Consider the following 23,908-nt stretch of genomic DNA (forward strand, 5'->3'; position numbering starts at 1 on the left):
CTGACGACAGGTATTCTGACTGAGAGGAAGATGTGTGAGTCGCTCAATACAGGCAACAGTGGATGAGAAAGCGGTGACTGAACCGCAGGAGTCCGTTGCCGCGGCAGGTTATATCCGGCGGGGAACACCCGCCTTTATGCGCGTCACGCTGGCGCTTTTCTCTGCGGGGCTGGCGACATTTGCCCTGCTCTACTGTGTGCAGCCGATTCTGCCGGTGCTGTCACAGCAGTTTGGTGTTTCTCCGGCGACCAGCAGCCTTTCGCTCTCTATTTCTACCGGCCTGATGGCGCTGGGCCTGCTGATGACCGGGCCGCTCTCTGATGCCATCGGGCGAAAATCGGTGATGGTGACTGCTCTGATGCTTGCGGCCATCTGTACGCTGATCTCCGCCACCATGACCAGCTGGCACGGCATTCTGATTATGCGGGCGCTGATGGGACTGTCGCTCAGCGGTGTTGCGGCGGTCGGTATGACCTATCTTAGCGAGGAGATGGATGCACGGGTCGTCGCCTTTTCAATGGGATTGTACATTAGCGGTAACTCCATTGGCGGGATGAGCGGGCGTCTGTTAAGCGGTGTCCTGACCGACCTCTTCTCCTGGCGTATCGCCGTGGCGGTGATTGGCTGTTTTTCGCTGGCCTCAGCACTGATGTTCTGGAAGATTCTGCCTGCATCGCGTCATTTCCGCCCCATCACGCTTCGTCCGCGTAATCTGCTGATTAACTTCCGGCTGCACTGGCGCGATCCGGGCCTGCCCTGGCTGTTTGCCGAAGGCTTTCTGCTGATGGGTGCCTTTGTCACCCTGTTTAACTATATTGGCTACCGTTTACTGGATGCCCCCTGGCATCTCAGTCAGGCCGTGGTGGGTCTGTTGTCAGTGGTCTATCTCACCGGATCATGGAGTTCACCTAAAGCGGGTGCACTAACCAGTCGCCTGGGACGCGGGCCGGTGATGCTGGGCGCAACAGCCATCATGCTGCTGGGTTTGCTGGTCACTGCCTTTAACTCACTCTGGCTGATTCTGCCTGGAATGATGTTGTTCACCGCCGGTTTTTTTGCCGCTCACGCGGTCGCCAGCGGCTGGATTGGTCCCCGTGCACGCCGGGCGCGTGGCCAGGCATCGTCGCTCTATCTGTTCAGCTACTACGTGGGTTCCAGCGTGGCGGGCACGCTGGGCGGTCTGTTCTGGCATAATTTTGGCTGGAGCGGAATCACGCTGTTTATCAGCGTCCTGCTGATCCTGGCCCTGCTGGTTGCCTGGGGTCTGCATAGTAAAAGACTCTGACAGTTTACTTCCGAGCCAGGCCCCGACCTCTCCTGCGGGCCTGGCAGCTTGACACACTGAACACACCCTTCAAATCCATAACAAACAAAACGTGCTTTTCCCGCTATAATCCTTTTTATTGTAATAATTCATCTGCTTTGCCTTTTAACACGGCAACAAGGAACGCCTGTGGCTCTCTACTACTACGTTAATAAACAATCGGGATATAACGATAATCATGTTGTTCATGCCGCGGGCTGCCCCCATCTCCCCGACATGGATAACCGATTGTTTCTGGGCAGTTTTTATCATGTGAATGCCGCTATCCTTCAGGCCAAAAAATATTATGCGGGCGCTATCGGCTGCGAAAACTGCTGTCCGCTTAATCACAGCGACCCGCAGGCCAGTCAGCTCAGTGTGGCCCTGAAACATACTCCGCCTTCGCGTTAATCGACCGGACAGCCCGTAGCTGAAACGCTTCCCGCTGTGCTGTCCCATCACATCCTGCCTGAGGGAAACTCCCTGCTCTGAATGATGACTGCACCTCATTCGCTCTTAATAACCTCAGACTATCGCTCTATGACGGGGAGATAATAAAAAATCAGCAATAAAAGACATTTATAAGGTTTCGCTTCCCGCTTTATTCACTACAATGGTCAGTAATTTGTGACGCAGGTCACTTTCACTGGATGTTTCTGCCACATCCGATTTCGCTGTACTGACTGACTTGACTCCTCATGCAACCAACAACTGTTTCACGTAAAACTGCCTGGCTACGCGTAGTATTGCTGGCCATCGCCGCATTTGTTTTCAATACCACCGAGTTCGTGCCGGTTGGCCTGTTATCTGATATCGCTGCTGACTTTTCAATGCAGACGGCTGATGTCGGGATCATGCTGACCCTCTACGCCTGGGTCGTCGCGCTGCTTTCACTGCCGCTGATGCTGCTGACCCGCAATATTGAGCGACGGCTGCTGCTGGGCGTGCTGTTCCTGATATTTATCGTCAGCCACGTGCTGTCAACCGTCGCCTGGGATTTTCGGTCGCTGATGGTGTCGCGCGTCGGCATCGCCCTGTCTCATGCGGTGTTCTGGTCGATCACAGCCTCGCTGGCGATTCGTGTTGCCCCGGCGGGTAAGAAAACCCAGGCGCTGAGTATGCTGGCGACCGGTACCGCACTGGCGATGGTGCTGGGCGTGCCGATTGGCCGCGTGGTGGGTCAGTATCTTGGCTGGCGCACCACTTTCGGCGCGATTGGTCTGTCGGCCCTGGTGCTGATGATCATGCTGGTGCGTATTCTGCCGCGCCTGCCAAGTGAGCATACCGGCTCGCTGAGCAGTGTGCCGATGCTGTTTCGCCGTCCGGCGCTGGTCAGCATGTACCTGCTGGTGACGCTGGTGGTGACCGCGCATTACACCGCCTACAGCTATATTGAGCCATTTATGCAGACCGTTGCCCACGCCAGCGGCAATTTCACAACCCTGCTGCTGCTGCTGTTTGGTTCAGCAGGCATTGTCGGCAGCCTGCTCTTCAGTACGCTGGGTAACAAATTTCCTTCCGCCCTGCTGATTGCCGCCATTGCGCTGATCACCCTTTGCATGGGCCTGCTGATTTTTGCCGCCGTTCGCCCTGCCGCTATATCCACGCTGTGTGTTGTCTGGGGAGTGGCGATGATGATGATCGGGCTGGGTATGCAGGTGCGGGTACTCTCGCTGGCACCGGATGCCACGGATGTCGCAATGTCGCTGATGTCTGGCATCTACAATATTGGTATTGGCGCGGGCGCGCTGCTGGGTAACCAGGTCAGTCTCCATCTGAGCATGGCTGAAGTGGGGAATGTCGGCGGGATGATTGGTCTGGTGGCGTTGCTGTGGTGTGTTTATATTTTCCGACGCTATCCTCAGTTACGCAGTAACGGATAATCCGCGCTGTACTCAGTAAAAAAGGCTTCAGATAAGTGGGTTTATCTGAAGCCTGTTTATTATTTATAGCGACTGTTACTTATAAAGAACGGCTGTGCCATGCAGGTTGTTGCTGCCAGAGGTCGAAGTGATGCGGAAAGACTTTGCGCCGACATCGCTGGCCTTCTCTGACAATTGCTGCTCCAGCGAGGTCAGATTCGTACTGCCCGTTGCGCTGATGACACCGATTTTTTGCTGATCCAACGGGGTGCTGCTCACCTGTTGGGCCGCCACGCTGGCAAAGGAGAGGCCACTTAGCACCGCCGCCGCCACCATCATATTGATACGTTTCATAACGAACCCCTTCTCACATTATCTGATGAACAACCTGTTACTGATAGATCACAGCCGTGCCGTGCAGTTTGTTCTGACCGCTGGTTGAAGTGATGCGGAATGATTTCGCACCGGCTTCATCCGCTTTGGCACTCAGCTGTGATTCAACAGAACTCAGGTTGGTGCCGCCTTGTACTGAGATGGTGCCAACGGGCTGCTGATTAACCGGTTCACTGGTGACGAGATCAGCGGCAGATGCGCCAAAAGCCAGGGTAGTGAGTGCCAGTGCTGCCAGGGTGGTTTTGATGGTTTTCATAATATTCTCTCTGTTCAGTATTTGAATTTGGTGTGTCTGAATTGGGTTGTCGCGATTTAGTTAACGACCGTTAAATAAATGATAGACCGCGATCTGGTTCGTCGTCAATATTTATTTAATGAGCGTTATTTTATTCGCGAAGTGGCGTGATTATGGGCTTCAGCCCCTTTTATGACTTAACCATAGGGACGGTAAAAATGCGCTGGCGCACAAAATGACAACGCTTGCGGCTGACCTTTCCAGTGGGCCTTGCACATTTTTATAATGATCGGTAATTTAATAGGGTGTTTTACTGTCTGTGAGGGTGTATGAGTCAGGTTCAGGATTGCGATGTAAAAAAATGCCGCGGCCGACCCAAAGTGTTCGATCGCGAAGCTGCGCTCGATAAAGCTCTGACCCTGTTCTGGACACACGGTTACGAGGGAACATCTCTGGCCGATCTGGTCGCCGCAACTGGCGCAAAAGCGCCAACCCTCTACGCTGAGTTTGTGAATAAAGAGGGATTGTTTCGCGCAGCGATGGAGCGTTATGTAGAGAAGTTCAGCGCATGGCGTGAAGCAGCATTAGGCGATGATCAGTTATCGGTGGATCGGGCCATTGAAGCCTATTTCCGCTCTACTGCGGCCTGTTTTACCGAACGCGACTCTCCCGGCGGATGTTTCTTTATCTGCACCTCAACTGCCCTGTCGGCAGCTTCGGCAGAGATTGCCACCATGCTGCAACAGCAGCATCAGTCGCAGGAGCATGTGCTGAGTGATTTTCTGCTGGTGCGCCAGCAGCGTGGTGAACTGAGTGCGGCAGTAAATATTCCGGCGCTGTCTCGTTATCTGGGTTGTATGCTTCAGGGCATGTCGGTGCGCGCGCGCGAAGGCGCAGAGCGTGACGATCTTGAGGGTATTATTGATACGCTGATGGCGATGTGGCCAACGCTGACCGGCTTGTGTCAGGACAGGGGTTAGAAAAACAGGGCGGCATTGCCGCCCTTTTCGTCATCTAGCTCAGGAAAAACACCGGTTTTAACGGCTGACTGACAGGACTGTTATCTGCATTAGACGGCATGAGATCTTTCATTGACGCCCACCAGCGCTGACACACCTCGGTTTTTGCCACCGCTTCCCAGCGTGCTTCAGATTCAATCTCAACGCTGCCGAACAGCAGATTCCGCTCTGCGTCCAGCCAGATGGCATAGTTGTGCGCGCCGTGTGCCTTCAGCGTCTCAGCCAGTTCAGGCCAGATTGGGGAGTGACGACGTTCATACTCAGCATGACAGTCGGCATTCACCTGCATCACAAAAGCTTTACGCAGCATTGGCTGGGCCCACATCCAGCGCCGGTTGCCACGGCTTGACACCAAAGCGCTCACCCAGCGCGATCAGCTGTTCGGTGGTGATGCTCTGGCGAATACCGCCCATCGACAGCACTTTGACGATCACTTCTGACGATTTTTCCGCCGTATCAATCAGACCAAAGGTTTCATCGAGTGTCGGGCCTGTGCCAAAGACACCGTGGAATGGCCACATCACCAGCGTATGAGACTGCATCTGTCCCGCAGTCGCTGTGCCGATTTCATCGGTGCCAGGAACCATCCATGGCAGCACACCCACGCCATCCGGGAAGACCACCAGACATTCGGTACTGCCTTCCCACAGCAAACGGGTAAAGCGGGCAGAGTCCATCTCAACCACGTAGCTCAGAGCCATAAAGTTGGTCGCATGGCAGTGCATAATCACCCGATCTGCGCCTTTACTGACGGCTTTACGTACCGCATGAGACTGAAAGTGTGATGCCAGCTCAGAGGTCGGCAAACCGCCATTCGACAGGCCCCAGTGAATTTTATAGGAAAGTCCCTTGCCATCGACCTGCAACAGCGCCAGACAATCCGCCGGATCAAGCTGGACGTTACGCATGAATTTTCCTGACCCGGTCACCAGAAACCAGTCGTTCGCCAGCGCAGGTGCAGGCTGTGTCAGCTCAATGCAGCGCGGTTCCTTATAGAAGTCGGCGGCAAAGGGTTTAACCTCCTCCTCCAGCAGACGGAGGCTGACGTTACCGCCGTTACGTTCGTCCCAGCCCTTCAGCCACATGTCACTGGTCGCTTTGACCATTCCCTTAACAAACCCGGAAGAAAGAATGTTTTGCATAGTGAAATCCTTAACGTTGGCTCAAGATCTGTTGTTCATAATGACGGACATCGCCTAACCAGCTGGCATCAGCCGGGACGTCCTGGCGCAGGCACCACGCTTCCCAGACCGCCTGCCATGGCAGTGATTTTTGCTCTTCCAGCAGGGTAAGCCGTGCGGTGTAATCGCCACTGTTCTCGGCCTGGCGTAAGCGGTCGGTTGGCTCCAGTAAGGCACGCAGCAGCGCTTTTTTAGTGTTACGGGTGCCGATAACCCAGGCGGCAATCCGGTTAATTGAGGCGTCGAAGAAGTCGAGGCCGATATGCACTTTGTCAAACAACTGATGACGGACGATCTCACTGGCGATAGCCTGGGTTTCATCATCCAGCAGCACAACATGGTCGCTGTCCCAGCGCACCGGACGGCTGACGTGCAGCAGCAGGTGCGGCACATAGAGCATGGCGGCGGAAATTTTGTCGGAGATCACTTCGGTTGGATGGAAATGCCCTGCATCCAGACACAGCGCCGTCTGGCGACTGGCGGCATAGCCGAGATAAAACTCGTTAGAGCCTACGGTGTAGCTCTCAGCGCCTATGCCAAACAGCTTGCTCTCAACCGCATCGATATGATGCTGCGGATTGATTTTTTCTGAGATAATTTCATCCAGCGCACTCATCAGGCGCTCACGCGGGGCCAGCCGATCCACGGTGATATCTTTCATACCGTCCGGCACCCAGATATTCATCACTGAGGGGGTGCCAAGCTGCTCACCAAATGAGGCAGAGATGCGGCGACTCGCTTTGCAGTGGTCGATCCAGAACTGACGGATGGTTTTATCACTGTGCGATAGCGTAAAGCCATCAGCGCTTTTGGGATGCGAGAAGCAGCTTGGGTTAAAATCGAGGCCCAGCTTATTCTCTTTGGCCCAGGCGACCCAGTTGGCGAAATGGGCAGGTTCAATGGCATCCCTGTCCACCGGCTTGTCGCTTTCAAGGTAGATAGCGTGCAGGTTCAGACGTTTCGCCCCAGGAATCAGCGACATAGCCTTGTCGATATCACTGCGTAGTTCACTGGCATTCCGTGCCCGTCCCGGGTAGTTGCCGGTCGCCTGAATGCCGCCGGTCAGTGCGCCCTGCGGGTTTTCGAATCCCCGGACATCATCACCCTGCCAGCAGTGCATGGAGACCGGAATGCGGTCCAGCTGGCGGATGGCTTGTTCAACATCAACCCCATTATCAGCGTAGCGTTGTTTAGCCAGTTCAAAAGCCTGTTCAATCTGCTTAGTCATAAGCGGGTTCCTTAGCGGGTTGACTCAGCGTCGCGAAGCTTGCCTGACTGGCACTGAAGACGCTGTTTGTTTGCGGTTCGAATTTTTCGAGTGGGAAGTTGTTAATGACGCTGCAGCGGAAATCAGCCACATCGGTCAGTTCGCCCAGGGCAATCAGCTGGCAACCCACGTTACCCAGTGTGGAGGCTTCAACCGGGCCTGACAGTACCGGGATCTGGCAGGCATCGGCGCAGAGCTGGTTAAGAAAGCGGTTCTGACTGCCGCCCCCCACCACGTGCAACTGGCTGAAAGGCTTGCCGCGCAACTGAGCCAGCTCCTGGATTACTTCACGGTAGAGCAGCGCCAGGCTGTCAAATATGCAGCGAGCCAGCGCAGCGGCAGATTGGGGCACTGGCATGCCCTGCTCAGCGCAGGCGTTCTGAATCTCATTAACCATGCTGTCTGGATTGATGAAGCGAGCATCATTGGGACTAATGAGTGAAACACAGGCGGGCTGACGGGCTGTCTCTTCAATCAGCATGCTGAGATCGTCAATCTGCAGTTCGCTGCAGATACGCTGCAACAGCCATAGCCCCATGATGTTTTTCAGTACGCGATACCCCTCAGCGCCGCCTTCGTTGGTGATGTTGGCGCGCAGGGCCGTATCGCAGGCATAGGGCTGCAGACTTTCGAAGCCCATCAGCGACCAGGTACCCGAACTGAGATAGGCGGCGTCGTCCTGTATCAGCGGCGTCGCCAGAACCGCGCTGGCAGTGTCGTGAGTGGCGACGGCGATCACCGGAACCGCCGTGCCCGCGCGATTGATCCAGTGACCGACGGTATTGCCTGGTGCCTGCGGCTGACCGAACCACCGCGCGTCTACGCCCGCCCAGGCGAGTAAATCGCGATCCCACTCACCGCTGTGAATATTGAGCATTTGCGTGGTGGTCGCGTTGGTATATTCCCAGTTGAGATTACCGGTCAGGCGATAATGCAGGTAGTCAGGTATCATCAGCGCATGCGCTACGCGGGCCTGCCAGTCGGGCTGCTGATGATGAAGAGCGCGCATCTGATAGAGTGTATTGAACGGCAGAAACTGAATGCCGGTCCGGGCATAAATGGCGCTGCGGCTCAGCTCATGCTGCGCCTGCTCCATCAGGCCGTGCGTGCGCGCATCACGATAGCTGACCGCCTCACCCACCTGCTCACCCTCTGCATCCAGCAGCACCATATCAACACCCCAGGTGTCGATGCCAATACTGTCAGGGACAATGCCTTCATCATCTAACTGAGCCAGCCCGGCGCGTATCTCCCGCTCCAGCATAGCCAGATCCCAGCAGTCATAACCGGCACAACGCTGGCGCTTATTTTCAAAGCGCCGGACCTCCCGCAGTGCCAGCTGGCGCTGCGCGGCATCCCAGCTGGCGAGCATGACCCGCCCGCTGGATGCACCGAGATCGATAGCAACAATGTTTCTCCTGGTCATGGCGACTTTTTCCTGTGATTAAGTGGTCACAGAGTAAAAATCTTGCCAGGTCGTCACCTTCCCGAGAATGCCAACAGGCGTAAGTGGCTGGCAGATGAGCAAAGAACTTCGTGAGGGAGATCACAGAGATGGCAGCAAAGGTGATGTGACCCCTGCCGCAAAACTGTTAACTGCCGGGGATTTCTTGAAAAATCAGCATGATTCCTGCTCAGTCCAGCTGAAAATTCAAGGTAAGGTAACCACGTCCTGATTAGACTGCGTTACGGTTTTGTTAAGCAGCGAGAGACGACGATGACCATCTTGCACAGTGCAGATTTTTTTCCCAAAGGCGATTATGCGATAGCGATAGAACCCCGCATACCGCAGACAGCTTTTCCGGAACATCATCATGATTTTCATGAGATTGTACTGGTAGAGCAAGGCTCAGGCATTCATGTGTTTAATGGTCAGCCGCAGACGCTGTGTGCAGGTTGTGTCTGCTTTGTGCGCGATCACGATCGTCATCTCTATGAGCAGACCGACAATCTTTGCCTGACTAATGTGCTTTATCGCAGTCCCGGCGCGTTTCGCTTTCTCTCCGGGCTGCAGGCTTTGTTGCCCTGCGATCAGGACGGGCAATACACCTCTCACTGGCGTATCAATCACAAAGTGATGGCGCAGGCGCTGAGTGTGACAGCGAAGATGCAGCAGGATGATACCTGGTCGCTGGAAAAACAGGCGCACCAGGAACAGCTCTTTTTGCAGTTGCTGGTGTTGCTGCGGGAAGCCTGTATTGACGGGCAGAGTCAGGATCAGGAAGCACGATTGCACCGCCTGCTCGACTGGCTCGGCGACCATTACAGTGACGAGATTGTCTGGGAGGAGCTGGCTGATCGTTTTTCCCTTTCGCTGCGAACCCTGCATCGGCAGATGAAGCAGCAAACCGGCAGTACGCCGCAGCGTTATCTGAACCGTTTGCGTCTGTTACAGGCTCGTCATCTGCTGCGTCACAGTGATATGCGAATTACCGATATCGCCTTCCAGTGTGGATTTGGTGACAGTAACCATTTCTCAACCCTGTTCAGGCGCGAATTTGGCTGCGCACCGCGAGCGGAGCGCCAGCAGATGTTGTAAAGGAGCAAAGTATGGCATTGATACTCAGTCGGGATGACTATTTTCCCGCTACCAGTTTACCGGTGGCGGTTGCCGAAAGGATGCCCCAACCCTCCTTTCCGCTCCATCAACACGAGTTCAGTGAAATCGTGATTGTCTGGCGCGGTAACGGCCTGCATGTCCTCAACGATCGTCCCTGGCTGATAACCTGCGGCGACGTTTTTTATATCCGCGACAGTGACTGCCATAGCTACGATAGCGTCAACAATCTGGTGCTGGATAATATCCTCTACTGCCGTGACCGCTTTGGCCTTAGCCTTGACTGGAATCAGCTGCTGCCACAACAGGGACCGGACACGCCCGGCTGCTGGCGTCTGACCACGCGCGGCATGTCACTGGCCCGTGGTGTTATCAGCCAGCTGGAGCGTGAAAGCCGCAAAAGCGATCCGCTGTCAGTGCAGCTCTCTGAGGCACTGTTTTTACAGCTGGCATTGATTCTGCGCCGCCATGGCTATGCCGCCGATCGTCCCTGGGCATTGCCGGAGGGTGAACAGCTCGATCTGCTAATGTCAGCCTTACAGGGTGCGCTTGCCCGTCCCTTCGATCTGGCGGCGTTTTGTCATCAGAATCAGCTCAGCGAACGGGCGCTGCGGCAGCTTTTTCGTCAGCAGACCGGGATGACCATTGGTCATTACCTGCGTCAGTTGCAGCTCTGCCAGGCAAAATATCTGCTGCGCACCCAGGATTGCCTGATTAGTGAGGTCGCCGCCCGCTGCGGCTTTGATGACAGTAACTATTTCTCGGTGGTTTTCACCCGTGATACCGGTTTAACACCCAGCGCCTGGCGTCAGCGATTTATTGCCCCACGGCAGGCGCTGAAGCGTGCCGAGTCTGAATAATAGAGGCCTGCTATGCAGGCCCGTTATGTATAAAGACAACAGCAGTATTTGCGATCAGGCCGCCATACCCAGACCAACGATATTGGCGGCAATGATGATCACCACACAGCCGATCGATAACACGCTCACCGGGCGACGTCCTGCTGACTTCCACTCTTTCATCAGCAGGCCTACCAGCCCACCACACAGGACGTAAAGGCTCATGTGCAGCATCCAGCTCACATAGTCATACTGCGCCGGGATTCTGGCATGGCCCCAGGCGTAAAAGAAGAACTGCAGATACCACATGGTGCCGCCGAGCACCGCAAAAGCAGTATTGGCAATCAGCAGCGACTTCCCGACAGAGAAGTCTTTACGTACCGACAGCTCAGGCCGGGTGGCCAGCCGCCAGAAACAGAAGGCCAGATTCACCAGTGCCCCGCCGCCCATGATGATGACGTAGCTGGGTAAAGCCACATAGAGCGGATCGATGCCCAGATTAGCGGCGGCCTGATGCATCGGTTTCGCCGCGTCCATCGCAAAGGACATGCCGGCTGAGAAAATGCCGCACATCACCGCCAGCAGCAGTCCTTTTCTGAGATTAAACTCTTCGGCATTTATCCCCAGCGCCCGCTCCTTTAATAATCCGGCACGTGTCACAATCCCAACGCCAATGAGTGCCACCAGCACGCCCAGCAGAGTTAACCGGCCCCCTGCCGAAGCAAACAGTTCGCCAAAACGCCCCTGCAAAAGTGGTGTCATTAGCGTGCCGACCACGAGGGTAATGCCAATCGCGATACCGATCCCCATCGACATGCCAAGGTATCGCATGGTAAGGCCGTAGTTAATATTGCCAATACCCCACATCGCACCAAACAGAAAAACCGGCGTCAGTTGCGACAGCGTAAAACTGCTGTAATAAGCCCTGAAGTCTGGCAGTAAAATGGCACTCACCGCCCACGGCAGGATCAGCCACGACATCAGGCCACCAATTGACCACATGGTTTCCCATGACCATCTTTTCACCTGTTTAAAAGGCGCGTAAAAACAAGCGGCGCTGGCAGCACCGACAAAATGCCAGAAGATACCTGCAATAATGGCGCTGTTCATTGTTATTCCCCGGTTAGGTTGAGGCCTGTCGGAAACCTGTCAGCTTCCGTTCAGCAGGCAGTCTACGTTTTGCAGGAATTCCTCAGCCTTTGGATAAATGCCGGAGGCCGCAGCGAAGTGGCAATATTTACCCATTATTAACGTCAGGGATCACAATTTCACCGTTGTCAGACAACCGGAAAATAAATAAGGTAAGTGGCTTATTATTCTGACTTTTTTATCGTTTTGCTGTGTGGCACAGCACACTTTTAAACTGACTGCCATTTAAACGGGTATGGTGGCAAAAGGACAAAGAAGCCTTCTTTACCGCAGACAAGGTCGTATAAACTGGGGCAAATTGATGGGATCAGGGATTGGGATGACAACGAAGTGGTTAACACTGTTTCTTTCGCAGTCAGTCAGCCGGGTGATGCTGGATGATCTCCGGGCGATATTACCTGCAGATGCGATAAAGGTGTTTGTGAATGGTCTGGATGAAACGCACTATGCCACCATTGAGTGTGTGCAGGCGGAGCAACATTGCGCCCTGATCGCCTCGGCGATTGTGGTCTGGCGTCAACTCGGCCATGTGCACCATATTATTTATAAAAAAGGCGAGGTGCTGCGTGAGGAGAACGAGGCAACGCAATTCCAGCTTTTCACCCTGCTGAAAACCCACCGCGCAGTCCTCCAGATCTCATGATAAGATCGCGCTCCCTGAAATCGCTGTTTGCAGCAGGTTGAATATGAGAATTGGAATTCTGTTTCCGATTGCCATCATCGTGGCAGGTGTGGGCTTTCTGGCGTGGTTTATTGGCAGCGGCCTGGCGATGCCAGGCTCCTGAGCGTTAGCGCAGCTGACTATCTTTACTGCCCCGACGGTTATATAAGCTGCTGGTCTGCTGCTGTTTGTCGATGTTTTCCTGACACGCCACGCAGTAATGCACCCCTTTGAGTGCCTGACGGCGCGCTTCAGGAATCGGTTCGCCGCAGAGTTCACATTCGGTGGCGCTTTCACCCTGCCCGAGCGATTGTCTGACCCGCTCAATCCCGTCGTTAACGGTGCTATCAATCTGTTCCTGTACTGCGCCTTCTGCCGCCCATCCGCTTGCCATGATTTAACCCCTTTTTCACGATTTCACTCCTTTAAATCTACAACAGATTGACGTTTTTGCTGCAGAACTCACCGATATCTGTGATTGGCTGCCAGGCGGACGCGCAGGCTGGCAATAAGCTAAAGGTCACGTTTAGCGATCTGTTTCACCCTGCTATCACATTACTGCAACGTATCGATAGCGGAGAGCCAAGCGAATGACAACACATCATCAACATTACATTAATGGCGAGTTTGTCGCCCATCAGGGTGACGAGTGGATTGACGTCATTAATCCGGCCACTGAAGCGTTGCTGTCACGCATACCCCAGGGCACCCGTCAGGATGCCAGCCTTGCCATCAGTGCCGCCGAAGCCGCTCAGCCGGCGTGGGAAGCGCTGCCTGCGGCAGAGCGCGGCGTCTGGCTGCACAAAATCGCCAGCGCCATCCGCAACCGCGAGCCTGAATTGACGGCAACCATCGTGGCGGAAGGCGGTAAAACCCAGGGTCTGGCGAAGACGGAAGTGCTGTTTACCGCCGACTACCTCGATTACATGGCGGAGTGGGCGCGCCGTTACGAAGGCGAGATCATCAACAGCGACCGCCCTAATGAAAACATCTTCCTGTTTAAAAAAGCGATTGGCGTCACCACCGGGATTTTACCGTGGAACTTTCCCTTTTTCCTGATCGCCCGCAAAGCGGCGCCAGCCCTGATCACCGGCAACACGATTGTGATTAAACCCAGCGAGCTGACGCCGAATAATGCCGCACTGTTTGCCGACATTATCCAGACGCTGGGTCTGCCGGCTGGCGTCATTAACATTGTCTATGGTCTGGGACCGGAAGTGGGACAGGAACTGGCGGCCAACCCTAAGGTCGGGCTGGTAAGCCTGACGGGCAGCGTCGGCGCAGGTATCGCCACCATGGAAGCCGCGGCTAAAAATGTAACCAAAGTGTCGCTGGAACTGGGCGGCAAAGCGCCCGCCATCGTGATGGAAGATGCCGACCTGGATCTGGCGGTGCGATCCATTATCAGCTCACGCGTGATCAACAGCGGCCAGGTCTGTAACTGCGTGGAGCGCGTCTATGTGCAGGAAGGCATTTACGATCGCTTTATCAGCGCACTGACTACCGCGTTTCAGCAGGTAACGTTTGGCGATCCCGCCGAACGCAGTGATATCGATATGGGACCGCTGATTAATGCCGCCGCACGGGATCGGGTCGAGCAGAAAGTGGCAGACGCCGTTACCGCAGGTGCAAAAGTGGTACTGGGCGGCAAGCGTGCCGGAGAGCGAGGCTTTTTCTTCCAGCCCACGCTGCTGACCGATGTGCGTCAGGAGATGGCGATTATGCAGGAGGAGATTTTTGGCCCGGTGCTGCCGGTGATGACGTTCAGAACGCTGGATGAGGCAATTGCGCTGGCCAACGATTGCGAATATGGACTGACCTCCTCACTTTATACGCAGAATCTCAATACCACCCTGATTGCGCTGCGGAAACTTAAGTTTGGCGAAACCTATGTTAATCGTGAGAACTTTGAGGCGATGCAGGGCTTTCACGCCGGATGGCGTAAGTCGGGTGTCGGCGGAGCCGATGGAAAACATGGTCTGGAGGAGTATCTGCAGACCCATGTTGCCTATCTGCAGTTCAGTTAAAAGCAGGCCGGTTAAACGGCCCGTTGAGATTGATAACGCAGGCTGGTTCGTTTCGCGGTTGAGATCGCGCCTGCGCAGGAAACAGGGTCAGATCGGAAAGCCGCAAAATCCGCCATCCATGGCATGCCCGGCCCGCGCAATGACGCACCTCATCCCTGAGGTGCGCCCGTTGCCGGGCCAACGCTCTGCGTTGTTCAAAATCGCTCCCGGCGTTTTTAGTACGCACCTCATCCCTGAGGTGCGCCCGTTGCGGGCCAACGCGTTGCGTTGTTCAAAAACGCTCCCGGCGTTTTTGTCCCTGAGGCGGGACGCTTTCCTCTTCTGACCCTGTTCCCTTCACTTTGAGCTTCTTTATTGCTGCCAGAGCCTGATTAGCTATGTCAGCGGCCTGAAAAGGCTAATGAACGTTCCTGATTTGCTATGCCATCCGCTTACTGCAACGCAGCAGTGCGATACCGCTCAACACTGCCACTGCCATCAGGTAGTAGCCTGGTGCCAGACTGCTGCCGGTGGCGACAATCAGCATGCTGCAAATCAGGGGCGCAAACCCGCCAAATACCGTTACGGCCACGTTGTAACTGATCGCCATCCCGCTGGCGCGGGTAGTCGCCGGGAAGAGATCGGCCATCACCGACGGCACCGTCGAGAAGTAGATCGACTTCAGCAGCGCCATCCAGGCCACCAGCAGGATCAGCGTTGTCGGCGTGGTGTGATCGACCATCCATTTAAATGCGGGATAGATGGTAACCACCAGTAACAGCAGCGATCCCCACATCAGCGGTAACCGGCCAATCCGCTCCGCCCACAACCCCATGATCGGCGTTACCACCGTCAGGATAATCCCCGCTATCAGCGTGGCGGTGAAGGCGACCGAGCCTGGCAGATGCAGCGTTTTGGTGGCGTAGGTCGGAATGTAATTGAGCATGTAGTTTACAGCGGTCGAGATCACCATCACGCCAATTGCCAGCGCGATCAGCGCTTTCTGCCGCCCAAACAGCGTTTTCAGCGGTGCGGCTTCCTTTTCCTGCGACGCAAAGCTGGCGGGTTCCTGCACGTGACGGCGAATGTAGATCCCCAGCGGCCCAATCAGTAAGCCAAAAGCAAACGGGATGCGCCAGCCCCACGCCTGAATCTCACTTTCGCTCAGCCAGTGGGTCAGCCCCAGCCCGAATCCCGATGCCATCAGCGTGCTCGCCCCCTGGGTGGCGAACTGCCAGCTGGCGATAAAGGCTTTGCGCTCCGGAAAGTGCTCCACCAGAAAGGCGGTCGAACTGCCAAATTCACCGCCTGCAGAGAAGCCCTGAATCAGACGCGCCAGGATGATCAGCAGCGGTGCCGCCAGACCGATAGTGGCGTAACCCGGCATAAACGTAATGATCGCCCCGCCCAGCATCATCAGGTTTATCGACAACAGCAGCGCCTTTTTGCGGCCATGCCGGTCGGCATAGTTGCCGAGCACAATGGCACCCAGCGGGCGGATCAGGAAGGAGATACCGAAGCTGCCGAAGGTCAGCAGCAGTGACACCGAGGGATCGCTGACCGGAAAGAAAACGTGGGCGATGTAGCTGGCAAAAAAGCCATAAACTGCAATATCGAACCACTCCAGCGCGTTACCGATGCAGGTGGCAAACAACGTTTTGTGCAGGCTCGGTTTCACCTGCAGGGCACTTTGCGCAATGCTGCTCATTGTTCACCTCTCCGCCACTGATGGTGGCGCGTCATCAGCTGTTCACCCTCGTCTCCCAGTTGCCAGAACAGCCGGGTCATGATCGCCAGACCCTCCCGTGCAATCGAGGAGAGCATATGTTCGTTGACGCCGTGCTGGCCGCAGGCGGGATAAGAATGTGGCACCCATAGCGTCGGCAGGCCCAGGATATCGGCGAAGACCTCATTGGGCAGTGAACCGCCGAGATTGGGCAACAGCGCCGATTTTTTGCCGCTGCTGTGGGCCAGCGTATTCAGTGCCCAGTCCACCAGCGGATCCTGCGGATCGAGTCGTGTTGCCGGGGAACCGCGCAGAAACTCCACGCTGACGTTATCGAAGCCGTGCTGATGCAGGTGACTTTCTACGTGCTGAACCAGATTTTCCCAGTCGGTGCCGACCACAAAACGCAGCTGACATACCGCCGTGGCGCTGCCCGGAATGGCGTTCATGGGTCGTGCCGGATTGCCAGTTTCAAAGGCCAGCACCTCCAGCGTGTTCCAGCCGTAGAGCCGCTCGGCAGGTGTGAGACCAGGCTCGCCCCAGCCGTCAGCAAGTGTGGGATCGCCCGGCATGCCGCCCACCTCAATATCACTGAGGATGGCGCGCACGGTGTCGGTCAGAGAGTCCGGTTTCAGCGCGGTAACCTGTAATACGCCCTGCGCATTCACCAGACAGGCGATCGCACTGGCCAGTTGGGTACCGGGATTGCTCAGCAATCCGCCCCAGTTGCCGGAATGGTAGGCGTTATCACGCGCCCGAATCGTCAGACGAAAGTTCGCCGCACCGCGCGAACCCAGAAACAGCGTGGGCCGCAGCGCATTAAGACGTGGGCCATCCGAGGCGATAAAAAGATCGGCCTTTAACAGCGCCTGCTGTTGCTGGCAGATCTCAGCCAGCCCCGGTGAACTGATCTCTTCACCCATTTCGAACAGGATTTTGCAGTTAAAGCCCAGTGCGCCACCCCGAGCCTGCCATACCTGCTCCAGTGCCGCGAGATTAACGCAGTGTTGCCCCTTATTGTCTGCGCTGCCGCGCCCATACAGGCGGTCGCCTTCAGCTGTGAGTTGCCATGGCGATAATCCTTCCCGCCAGTTTTCATCGTCACCAAACACGACATCGCCGTGCCCATAGCAGAGCAGCGTCGGTTTTAGCGGATCTTCAATGCGGGTAGCGATCAGAAACGGCGGGCTGCCGGGTTGCGGATTTTCAAACGGGTGCAGCGTAAACCCCATCTTCGCCAGCTGCGGGCCAATTTCCTGCTGCAGATAGTGGTCCAGCTCTGTCCGTCGATGGGTGTGCTGGCTTTCTGTCACGCAGGCGACACGCCGTGCCAGCAGCTTCTGAAACTCACCGCTATCGAAATAGTTCATCGCCTGGTTAACTGCCTGTTGCTCTGTCATGTTTGCCCTGTCCGTTATTTTTATCGTGCTTTATCTTTGACAAACTTCGCGCTTTGCCACAATTATCAATTTATCGAGTGAACTTTGCTTTTAAAGCAACGTTTCGCTGCCCTTTTATGATGCATTTTGTCGGAGTGACCATGTTAAGCAGCGAGATACGCTATTTCCTGGCGGTCGTTGAGAGCGGCTCGCTGAGCGCCGCCAGTGAGAAACTGTTTGTGGCGGTGTCCGCTATCAGCCGTCAGATTCAGCGGCTGGAAGCGCAGATCGGTGTGCCGTTGTTTGAACGGCATGCGCGCGGTATGGTGCTCAATGAGGCGGGAGAAATCTTTGCGCATCACGTGCGCAAAAGTCAGCTCGATATGGAATATGCGCTGGCGGAGATTAAGGGCCTGAAAGCGGTACGCCGCAGCCTGATTCGTATCGCCTGCACGGATGGGATGGCGTTCAGTCTGTTGCCCGGCCTGCTGGCAGAGTTCCGGCTGGCGAATCCCGGCGCGCTGTTTGCCATTAACGTGACCCACTCACAAGGCGTGGCGGCGTGCGTCAGAGCGGGTGAATGCGATCTGGCGCTGCAGTTCAGTCTGCAACCTGAGCGCAGCGTTGAGGTGCTCGGCTCATGGCCTGCCCCGGTTTTACTGGCGATGCATCAGTCACATCAGCTGGCGTCACGTGAGGTAACACTGGGCGATCTGCATCGCTGGCCGCTGGCGCTGCCAGGCCATCACACGACCGTGCGGCAGCTGTTTGATCTCTCCTGTCAGATGAATGACTGCGTGGTTGAACCGGTATTGACCTGCGACTATTTCGCTACGCTTTATCACTTTTTGCTGCATACGCCCCAGGCGGTGACCATCTGCAGCGCGTTTACCCTCTTGTTTGAGCGCGAGTCCCAAAATCTGGTGTTGCGATCGATGGGGGTGGATCAACTGAGTCAGCGCACGTTGCAGCTCCAGACGGTGTCGGGACGTCAGCGCAATGCGGCTCTGACGCTGTTTCTGGAGTTTTTGCAGCTGCGACTGACGGAGATGGATCAGCAGGTGAGGATGGGATAAGGGTCTGCAAATATTTGCTATAAGACCGTGATGGCGAAGGGAACACGACCCGATCGGAAAGTCGCAAAAGCCGCCATCCATGGCATGCTCGGCCCACGCCGTCCTGCCGTGGGACGCTTTCCTCTTCGGGTCGTGTTCTCTTCGCGTTGAGCTTATTTATTACTGTCATGTCTATCCTGACTTTAGTGCATACGCAGAGACCACACTCGGGTGTGGGCCTCTGGGTGTTATGGCAATCGCTTACTGCTTAATATCCACCTGATAGAAGATATGCTTGCCGAACGGATCGACCTGATAGCCGCTGACCGATTTGCGCACCGGCTCGAAGATGGTGGAGTGCGCAATCATCACGGCAGGCATCTGGTCATGCATTATTTGCTGCGCCTGCAGATAGAGCGCGGTGCGTTTGCCCTGATCCGGCTCGGCGCGGGCTTCGGTGATTAACTTCTCGAACGGCTGATAGCACCATTTTGAGGAGTTGGAACCGCCCTGAGCAGAGGTGCAGCTGTAGAGCGGGCCAAAGAAGTTATCCGGATCGCCGGTCGCGGTGGTCCAGCCCATCAGCGCCGCCTGATGCTCGCCGCTGCGAACGCGTTTCAGGTACTCTCCCCACTCATAGCTGACGATACTGGCTTTGATGCCAACTTTGGCCCAGTCCGACTGAATCATCTCCGCCATGCGGCGCGCATTCGGGTTGTAAGGCCGCTGAACCGGCATCGCCCAGAGCGCAATTTCGGTGCCGGGTTTCACGCCCGCCTGTTGCAGTAACGCTTTGGCCTGTTCTGGATCGTAGTCGTAATCTTTCAGATCTTTGTCAGCACTCCAGACGCCAGGCGGCAGGATATTTTTCGCGACCGTGCCGGTGCCTTTAAATATCGCCTCGATGATCGCCGGTTTGTTAATCGCCATCGCCAGCGCCTGCCGCACCTTGACATTGTCGGTTGGCGCTTTAGTGGTGTTAAACGCCAGGAAGCCGGTGTTCAGACCCGCCTTCTGTTCGAGGGTGATATCCGGGTTGGCGCGCATCTTGTCGAGATCGGCGGGATTCGGGAATGGCATCACCTGACACTCGTTCTTCTCCAGCTTGGCATAGCGCACAGAGGCATCCGGCGTGATGCTGAACACCAGTCGATCCAGCTTCGCCTTGCCCTGCCAGTAGTCCGGGAACGCTTTGTAGAGGATGCGGGAATCTTTCTGGTACTGCACCAGCTCAAACGGGCCGGTGCCGATCGGGTTCATATCGACCTTCTCCGGCGTTCCCGCTTTCAGCATGGCGTCGGCATATTCTGCTGAGTGAATCGACGCGAAATACCAGGCGAGATCGGCAAGGAACGGCGCTTCCGGATGGGCGAGCGTGAAGCGCACGGTGTGGTCATCAACCCGGTCGATACTTTTAATCAGCGTGGAAAGCTCGAGGCTTTCGAAGTTGGAATAGGTGCCGCCAGAGACATTGTGGTAGGGATTTTTCGGGTCCATCTGGCGCATAAATGAGAAGATCACATCATCGGCGTTGAAGTCGCGGCTGGGCCTGAACTGTTTGTTACTCTGGAACTTCACGTTTTTGCGCAGATGGAAGGTGTAGACGGTGCCATCCGGGCTGATCTCCCAGCGTTCCGCCAGGCTCGGCACCAGATTGGTGGTGCCGGGCGTGAAGTCCACCAGCCGGTTAAAGACCGGCACCGCACTGGCGTCAACACTGGTTCCCGAGGTATAGAGCTGAGGGTTAAAATTCTCTGGCGATCCCTCAGAACAGTAGACCAGCGTTTTGGCGTTAACGCTGCCAGCCAGCGCTATCCCCGCAGTAACAAGCGCTAAGGTGGCTATCTTGATTTTCATTATCATCCTCGCTTTGTATTGACTTCCGGTGATCACAATATCTAAATGAATCATTCAGATGCTTCATTGATAGCACGATTCGGCACCATAGCGAACCCCGCCTGTGGCTGACTAATAAGGAATAGTGATGACAGACAAACTTGAGTCGCAACTCACCGAACGTTTTTTCCGTTACCTCGCCGTCAGCAGTCAGAGCGATCCCAAATCCACGACCCTACCGAGTACGCCGAGCCAGCACGCCATGGCGGAATTGCTGGCGGATGAGCTACGTGCCTTAGGACTGGATGAGGTAGTGATTGATGACCATGCCACGGTGACCGCGGTGAAACGAGGCAACCGTCCTGGCGCGCCGCGCATTGGATTTATTACGCATATCGATACCGTTGATGTGGGTTTGTCGCCCGACATCCACCCGCAGATCCTCACCTGGCAGGGCGAGGACCTTTGTCTGAATGCAGAGCAGGATATCTGGCTGCGCCGTGATGAACATCCGGAGATCGCGCCCTACGTCGGTCAGCAGGTGGTCTTCAGCGACGGCACCAGCGTGCTGGGCGCAGACAATAAAGCGGCGGTCACCGTGGTGATGACGCTGATGGCGAACCTTAAAGGCGATCATGGCGATATCGTGGTAGCCTTTGTGCCGGACGAAGAGATTGGCCTGCGCGGGGCGAAAGCGCTGGATCTTGACACGCGATTCAATGTCGATTTCGCCTGGACTATCGACTGCTGCGAACTGGGCGAAGTGGTGTACGAGAACTTTAATGGTGCCGCGGCAGAGATTGTGTTTACCGGTGTGCCGGCACATCCGATGTCGGGCAAAGGCGTGCTGGTCAATCCGCTGCTAATGGCACATGACTACATCAGCCTGTTTGATCGTCAGCAGACCCCGGAGCACACTGAAGGCCGCGAAGGTTACATCTGGTTTAATGAGATTCAGGCCAACGCCAGCAAGGCGACGCTGAAGGCTTCAATCCGTGATTTTGATCTGACCAGCTTCGCCGCGCGTAAGCAGCAGTTGCAGCAGGCGGCAGCGGATCTTGCGGCGCGCTATCCGACTGGCGAGGTCAGCATTACGATTAGCGATATCTACAGCAACATCAGTAATGCACTGGGTGAGGACCGCCGGGCAATAGATTTGATCTTTAGCGCCTTTGCCGCACTTGAGATTGAGCCAAAAGTGATTCCGATGCGTGGCGGCACGGACGGCGCGGCGCTGTCCGCCAAAGGGTTACTGACGCCGAACTTCTTTACCGGCGCACATAACTTCCATTCACGCTTCGAGTTTCTGCCGATACCGTCGTTTGTGAAGTCCTATCAGGTGGCAGAAAAGCTCTGTTATCTGGCGGCAGGTTAAGCGGGAAAATCGGGCGCAGAACGCGCCCGATTGCGATTATGGCTTCACGCTGACATCAATACCCGGGAAGTATTTTTCAGCCAGCTTTTTGAGGGTGCCATCGCCCTGCACTTTGGCGATTGCCGCGTCCAGCGACTGCTTCAGCGGCGCGTCATCTTTACGCAAGCCGTAGCCGATGCCTGAACCCAGAATCGCGTCATCTTCGACGGGCTTGCCCACAAAACCAAACCCTTTGCCCTGAGGCTTATCGAGGAAGCCAGACTGACCAGCGGCGGACATCACCAGCGTGCCATCAAGGCGGCCTGCAACCATGTCGTTATATACCTGGTTCTGATCCTGATACGACGTCACCGTCACGCCCTGTGTCTCCCAGTGCTTCTTCGCATAGGTTTCCTGAATCGATCCCTGCAACACACCGATATTTTTGCCTTTCAGACCTTCGGCGGTCGGAGCCAGATTTTCACCGTTTTTCGCCACTAACATGGTCGGAATACGGTAGATTGGCTGCGTAAACGCGATGCTTCTGGCGCGCGCTTCGGTGATGTTCATCGCCGAGTTTATGGCGTCGAACTTTTTCGCCTGCAGTGCCGGGATCAGCGCATCAAAGCTGCTCTCGACCCAGTGGCAGTTGAAGTTGCCTGCCTTACAGATGGCATTGCCCAGCTCAATATCAAAGCCCTCCAGCTCACCCTTAGCATTGCGGCTTTCAAACGGCGGATATTGTGACTCTACGCCGTAACGTAAATCCTGAGCCAATGCCTGTATCGTTGTCATCATGCCCAGAGCGAGAAAAAGCGCGTTCAGTTTTTTCATTATGTTTACCCCGAAATGTCCTGGTTACCTGTTCCCCGTACTGAATCACGCTCGCGTGATTCAGTGAGAAAAAGCACATAGCGCAGCCGCGCCAGCCTCTAGTGTCGCCTCGTCCTTCGCAAAAGAGAGACGAATCAGTTTGTTGTCTGTGCCATCCATATAAAACGCCGACAGCGGTATGGTTGCCACACCGTGATCGACGATAAGACGTTTTACCATTTCACTGTCTGGTTCGTCACTGAAATGTCCGTAGCTGGCGAGCATAAAGAACGAACCGGCGCTCGGCAGCAGCCGGAATGGGGAGTTATCCATCAGCGCGATCAGCCGATCGCGCTTCTGCTGATAGAAAGCGTTAAGTGACAGGTAGTTCTCTGGCGTCTGCAGATAGTGCGCAAACCCAACCTGCATCGGCGTATCGGCGGCGTACATCATAAACTGATGCACTTTCACCAGCTCGGTCATCAGTTCTGCCGGTGCCAGACAGTAGCCGACCCGCCAGCCGGTGACGTGGAAGGTTTTGCCAAACGAGGAGACGATAACGCTGCGTGCGGCCAGCTCCGGATGCGTCGCCATGCCGCAGTGCGGGCGACCATCAAACAGAATATGTTCATAAACCTCATCGGATAGCACCACGATATCGGTGTTGCGGATCAACGCTGCCAGCTGGTTGAGATCGTCACGGGTCAGCACCTGCGCGCTGGGGTTGTGCGGCGTATTAATAATGATCATCCGGGTGCGCGGCGTGATGGCGGCCCGCAGCTCATCCCAGTCGATAGCAAATGATGGCACCTGGAGCTTCAGGCCTATCGGCGTACCGCCCTGTAACCGTACCACCGGCGCATAGCTGTCAAACGCCGGTTCAAAGAAGATCACCTCATCGCCCTGATGAACCAGCGCGGTAATCGCCATATAGAGTCCCTGGCTGGCGCTGCCGGTGATCAGCACTTCACTGGCGACATCATATTTCTGGCCATAGAGCGCCTCTGTTTTACTGGCGAGCGCTTCACGCAAGGCAGGCAGACCCATCATGGCGGCATACTGATTATGCCCCGTCTCCATTGCACGGCTGACTGTGTCGATCAGGGCCGGATCGCAGGGGAAATTGGGTGCGCCCTGTGACAGGTTAATCGCCTGATGCTGTGCCGAAAGCTGGCCAATCACGCTAAAAATAGTGGTGCCGACGTCCGGCAATTTTGAGTGAATAGCGACAGGCGTTTTCAGGGACATATTTTCTCCGTCAGGTGCATAACTG

Annotated in this window: 24 protein-coding genes; 11 read left to right on the forward strand and 13 right to left on the reverse strand. The window is 55.7% G+C overall.

The annotated features are described in order from the left end of the window. Positions 1–34: 34 nt before the first annotated feature. The 3 genes from ynfM (at position 35) to F3I20_RS05255 (ending at position 3,186) form a co-directional block, all read left to right on the forward strand. On the forward strand, positions 35–1,285 hold the full coding sequence (gene ynfM, locus F3I20_RS05245) for a multidrug efflux MFS transporter YnfM/SxtP(Kp) (protein WP_150037124.1): 1,251 nt from the start codon (positions 35–37) through the stop codon (positions 1,283–1,285). A gap of 168 nt (positions 1,286–1,453) precedes the next feature. Then, entirely contained in the window at positions 1,454–1,714 is a 261-nt protein-coding gene (locus F3I20_RS05250; protein WP_033732735.1) for a hypothetical protein, read from the forward strand. Between the two features lie 287 nt (positions 1,715–2,001). After that, the gene (locus F3I20_RS05255) at positions 2,002–3,186 is read left to right on the forward strand and encodes a sugar transporter (protein WP_150010159.1); all 1,185 of its coding nucleotides are present in this window, start codon (positions 2,002–2,004) and stop codon (positions 3,184–3,186) included. A 75-nt stretch (positions 3,187–3,261) separates the two neighbouring features. Here the strand turns inward: F3I20_RS05255 and bhsA (F3I20_RS05260) are convergent, their stop codons facing one another. Both bhsA (F3I20_RS05260) and bhsA (F3I20_RS05265) read right to left on the reverse strand, forming a co-directional pair. Continuing rightward, complete coding sequence (gene bhsA / locus F3I20_RS05260; protein ID WP_090960886.1) at positions 3,262–3,519, reverse strand: multiple stress resistance protein BhsA; 258 nt, start codon at positions 3,517–3,519, stop codon at positions 3,262–3,264. A 37-nt stretch (positions 3,520–3,556) separates the two neighbouring features. Continuing rightward, positions 3,557–3,814 carry a multiple stress resistance protein BhsA gene (bhsA, locus tag F3I20_RS05265; protein WP_150010161.1) on the reverse strand — a complete coding sequence of 86 codons (258 nt, stop codon included), beginning with the start codon at positions 3,812–3,814 and terminating at the stop codon, positions 3,557–3,559. A gap of 308 nt (positions 3,815–4,122) precedes the next feature. Between bhsA (F3I20_RS05265) and F3I20_RS05270 the strand changes: the two genes are divergently transcribed. Then, positions 4,123–4,773, forward strand: a complete 651-nt coding sequence (locus F3I20_RS05270) for a TetR/AcrR family transcriptional regulator (protein ID WP_150037123.1) — start codon at positions 4,123–4,125, stop codon at positions 4,771–4,773. Between the two features lie 34 nt (positions 4,774–4,807). Here F3I20_RS05270 and rhaM read toward each other — a convergent pair whose 3' ends face one another. Genes rhaM through rhaB form a run of 4 tightly spaced genes read right to left on the reverse strand, consistent with a single transcriptional unit; the run spans position 4,808 to position 8,686 of the window. After that, the gene (gene rhaM / locus F3I20_RS05275) at positions 4,808–5,122 is read right to left on the reverse strand and encodes an L-rhamnose mutarotase (RefSeq protein WP_150010165.1); all 315 of its coding nucleotides are present in this window, start codon (positions 5,120–5,122) and stop codon (positions 4,808–4,810) included. After that, positions 5,112–5,954, reverse strand: coding sequence for a rhamnulose-1-phosphate aldolase (gene rhaD, locus F3I20_RS05280; RefSeq protein WP_150010167.1), 843 nt, complete (start codon positions 5,952–5,954; stop codon positions 5,112–5,114). The genes rhaM and rhaD overlap by 11 nt, the downstream gene beginning before the upstream one ends. 10 nt (positions 5,955–5,964) lie before the next feature. Further along, positions 5,965–7,221 carry an L-rhamnose isomerase gene (locus tag F3I20_RS05285; protein ID WP_150037122.1) on the reverse strand — a complete coding sequence of 419 codons (1,257 nt, stop codon included), beginning with the start codon at positions 7,219–7,221 and terminating at the stop codon, positions 5,965–5,967. Further along, positions 7,214–8,686, reverse strand: coding sequence for a rhamnulokinase (gene rhaB / locus F3I20_RS05290; protein ID WP_150010170.1), 1,473 nt, complete (start codon positions 8,684–8,686; stop codon positions 7,214–7,216). The genes F3I20_RS05285 and rhaB overlap by 8 nt, the downstream gene beginning before the upstream one ends. Before the next feature lie 291 nt (positions 8,687–8,977). Here rhaB and rhaS point away from each other — a divergent pair, with 291 nt between their 5' ends. Together rhaS and rhaR are read left to right on the forward strand one after the other, a co-directional pair. Then, positions 8,978–9,799, forward strand: a complete 822-nt coding sequence (gene rhaS / locus F3I20_RS05295; protein ID WP_150037121.1) for an HTH-type transcriptional activator RhaS — start codon at positions 8,978–8,980, stop codon at positions 9,797–9,799. An 11-nt stretch (positions 9,800–9,810) separates the two neighbouring features. Continuing rightward, a complete protein-coding gene (gene rhaR, locus F3I20_RS05300; protein WP_150010173.1) occupies positions 9,811–10,677 on the forward strand; it encodes an HTH-type transcriptional activator RhaR in 867 nt (288 codons plus the stop codon). A gap of 54 nt (positions 10,678–10,731) precedes the next feature. Here the strand turns inward: rhaR and rhaT are convergent, their stop codons facing one another. Beyond that, entirely contained in the window at positions 10,732–11,766 is a 1,035-nt protein-coding gene (gene rhaT / locus F3I20_RS05305; RefSeq protein WP_095707163.1) for an L-rhamnose/proton symporter RhaT, read from the reverse strand. Between the two features lie 358 nt (positions 11,767–12,124). Between rhaT and F3I20_RS05310 the strand changes: the two genes are divergently transcribed. Together F3I20_RS05310 and F3I20_RS05315 are read left to right on the forward strand one after the other, a co-directional pair. After that, complete coding sequence (locus tag F3I20_RS05310) at positions 12,125–12,448, forward strand: hypothetical protein (protein ID WP_013357928.1); 324 nt, start codon at positions 12,125–12,127, stop codon at positions 12,446–12,448. A gap of 43 nt (positions 12,449–12,491) precedes the next feature. Beyond that, complete coding sequence (locus F3I20_RS05315) at positions 12,492–12,590, forward strand: YoaK family small membrane protein (RefSeq protein WP_008925225.1); 99 nt, start codon at positions 12,492–12,494, stop codon at positions 12,588–12,590. Positions 12,591–12,593: 3 nt separating this feature from the next. Here the strand turns inward: F3I20_RS05315 and F3I20_RS05320 are convergent, their stop codons facing one another. After that, on the reverse strand, positions 12,594–12,860 hold the full coding sequence (locus tag F3I20_RS05320) for a DksA/TraR family C4-type zinc finger protein (protein ID WP_150037120.1): 267 nt from the start codon (positions 12,858–12,860) through the stop codon (positions 12,594–12,596). Positions 12,861–13,056: 196 nt separating this feature from the next. Here F3I20_RS05320 and aldA point away from each other — a divergent pair, with 196 nt between their 5' ends. Further along, a complete protein-coding gene (aldA, locus tag F3I20_RS05325) occupies positions 13,057–14,493 on the forward strand; it encodes an aldehyde dehydrogenase (protein WP_150037119.1) in 1,437 nt (478 codons plus the stop codon). Between the two features lie 418 nt (positions 14,494–14,911). Here the strand turns inward: aldA and F3I20_RS05335 are convergent, their stop codons facing one another. Both F3I20_RS05335 and F3I20_RS05340 read right to left on the reverse strand, forming a co-directional pair. Next, positions 14,912–16,180, reverse strand: a complete 1,269-nt coding sequence (locus F3I20_RS05335; protein WP_150010178.1) for an MFS transporter — start codon at positions 16,178–16,180, stop codon at positions 14,912–14,914. Then, positions 16,177–17,598: a M20 family metallopeptidase gene (locus F3I20_RS05340; protein WP_150037118.1), complete on the reverse strand. Its 1,422-nt coding sequence runs from the start codon at positions 17,596–17,598 to the stop codon at positions 16,177–16,179. The genes F3I20_RS05335 and F3I20_RS05340 overlap by 4 nt, the downstream gene beginning before the upstream one ends. 140 nt (positions 17,599–17,738) lie before the next feature. Between F3I20_RS05340 and F3I20_RS05345 the strand changes: the two genes are divergently transcribed. Beyond that, positions 17,739–18,653: a LysR family transcriptional regulator gene (locus F3I20_RS05345; RefSeq protein WP_150037117.1), complete on the forward strand. Its 915-nt coding sequence runs from the start codon at positions 17,739–17,741 to the stop codon at positions 18,651–18,653. A gap of 240 nt (positions 18,654–18,893) precedes the next feature. Here F3I20_RS05345 and F3I20_RS05350 read toward each other — a convergent pair whose 3' ends face one another. Further along, complete coding sequence (locus F3I20_RS05350; protein WP_150037116.1) at positions 18,894–20,489, reverse strand: ABC transporter substrate-binding protein; 1,596 nt, start codon at positions 20,487–20,489, stop codon at positions 18,894–18,896. Between the two features lie 127 nt (positions 20,490–20,616). On the opposite strand from F3I20_RS05350, the gene pepT reads away from it, so the two are divergent. Beyond that, positions 20,617–21,843, forward strand: coding sequence for a peptidase T (pepT, locus tag F3I20_RS05355; RefSeq protein WP_150037115.1), 1,227 nt, complete (start codon positions 20,617–20,619; stop codon positions 21,841–21,843). Positions 21,844–21,879: 36 nt separating this feature from the next. On the opposite strand, the gene F3I20_RS05360 is transcribed toward pepT, so the two are convergent. Both F3I20_RS05360 and F3I20_RS05365 read right to left on the reverse strand, forming a co-directional pair. Beyond that, the gene (locus F3I20_RS05360; RefSeq protein ID WP_150037114.1) at positions 21,880–22,656 is read right to left on the reverse strand and encodes a transporter substrate-binding domain-containing protein; all 777 of its coding nucleotides are present in this window, start codon (positions 22,654–22,656) and stop codon (positions 21,880–21,882) included. 60 nt (positions 22,657–22,716) lie between these two features. After that, positions 22,717–23,883 (reverse strand): methionine aminotransferase, encoded by a 1,167-nt coding sequence (locus F3I20_RS05365; protein WP_150037113.1) that lies wholly within the window; start codon positions 23,881–23,883, stop codon positions 22,717–22,719. Positions 23,884–23,908: the final 25 nt, after the last annotated feature.

It is taken from the genome of Candidatus Pantoea gossypiicola (genome assembly GCF_008632075.1).
GTDB classification, from domain to species: domain Bacteria; phylum Pseudomonadota; class Gammaproteobacteria; order Enterobacterales; family Enterobacteriaceae; genus Pantoea; species Pantoea gossypiicola.

Bases quoted from the DNA above. Each gene is read 5' to 3' on its own strand.
- F3I20_RS05255 (WP_150010159.1), top strand. From the start codon at position 2,002: ATGCAACCAACAACTGTTTCACGTAAAACTGCCTGGCTACGCGTAGTA.
- bhsA (WP_090960886.1), bottom strand. From the start codon at position 3,519: ATGAAACGTATCAATATGATGGTGGCGGCGGCGGTGCTAAGTGGCCTC.
- bhsA (WP_150010161.1), bottom strand. From the start codon at position 3,814: ATGAAAACCATCAAAACCACCCTGGCAGCACTGGCACTCACTACCCTG.
- F3I20_RS05270 (WP_150037123.1), top strand. From the start codon at position 4,123: ATGAGTCAGGTTCAGGATTGCGATGTAAAAAAATGCCGCGGCCGACCC.
- rhaM (WP_150010165.1), bottom strand. From the start codon at position 5,122: ATGCTGCGTAAAGCTTTTGTGATGCAGGTGAATGCCGACTGTCATGCT.
- rhaD (WP_150010167.1), bottom strand. From the start codon at position 5,954: ATGCAAAACATTCTTTCTTCCGGGTTTGTTAAGGGAATGGTCAAAGCG.
- F3I20_RS05285 (WP_150037122.1), bottom strand. From the start codon at position 7,221: ATGACTAAGCAGATTGAACAGGCTTTTGAACTGGCTAAACAACGCTAC.
- rhaB (WP_150010170.1), bottom strand. From the start codon at position 8,686: ATGACCAGGAGAAACATTGTTGCTATCGATCTCGGTGCATCCAGCGGG.
- rhaS (WP_150037121.1), top strand. From the start codon at position 8,978: ATGACCATCTTGCACAGTGCAGATTTTTTTCCCAAAGGCGATTATGCG.
- rhaR (WP_150010173.1), top strand. From the start codon at position 9,811: ATGGCATTGATACTCAGTCGGGATGACTATTTTCCCGCTACCAGTTTA.
- rhaT (WP_095707163.1), bottom strand. From the start codon at position 11,766: ATGAACAGCGCCATTATTGCAGGTATCTTCTGGCATTTTGTCGGTGCT.
- F3I20_RS05310 (WP_013357928.1), top strand. From the start codon at position 12,125: ATGACAACGAAGTGGTTAACACTGTTTCTTTCGCAGTCAGTCAGCCGG.
- F3I20_RS05315 (WP_008925225.1), top strand. From the start codon at position 12,492: ATGAGAATTGGAATTCTGTTTCCGATTGCCATCATCGTGGCAGGTGTG.
- F3I20_RS05320 (WP_150037120.1), bottom strand. From the start codon at position 12,860: ATGGCAAGCGGATGGGCGGCAGAAGGCGCAGTACAGGAACAGATTGAT.
- aldA (WP_150037119.1), top strand. From the start codon at position 13,057: ATGACAACACATCATCAACATTACATTAATGGCGAGTTTGTCGCCCAT.
- F3I20_RS05335 (WP_150010178.1), bottom strand. From the start codon at position 16,180: ATGAGCAGCATTGCGCAAAGTGCCCTGCAGGTGAAACCGAGCCTGCAC.
- F3I20_RS05340 (WP_150037118.1), bottom strand. From the start codon at position 17,598: ATGACAGAGCAACAGGCAGTTAACCAGGCGATGAACTATTTCGATAGC.
- F3I20_RS05345 (WP_150037117.1), top strand. From the start codon at position 17,739: ATGTTAAGCAGCGAGATACGCTATTTCCTGGCGGTCGTTGAGAGCGGC.
- F3I20_RS05350 (WP_150037116.1), bottom strand. From the start codon at position 20,489: ATGAAAATCAAGATAGCCACCTTAGCGCTTGTTACTGCGGGGATAGCG.
- pepT (WP_150037115.1), top strand. From the start codon at position 20,617: ATGACAGACAAACTTGAGTCGCAACTCACCGAACGTTTTTTCCGTTAC.
- F3I20_RS05360 (WP_150037114.1), bottom strand. From the start codon at position 22,656: ATGAAAAAACTGAACGCGCTTTTTCTCGCTCTGGGCATGATGACAACG.
- F3I20_RS05365 (WP_150037113.1), bottom strand. From the start codon at position 23,883: ATGTCCCTGAAAACGCCTGTCGCTATTCACTCAAAATTGCCGGACGTC.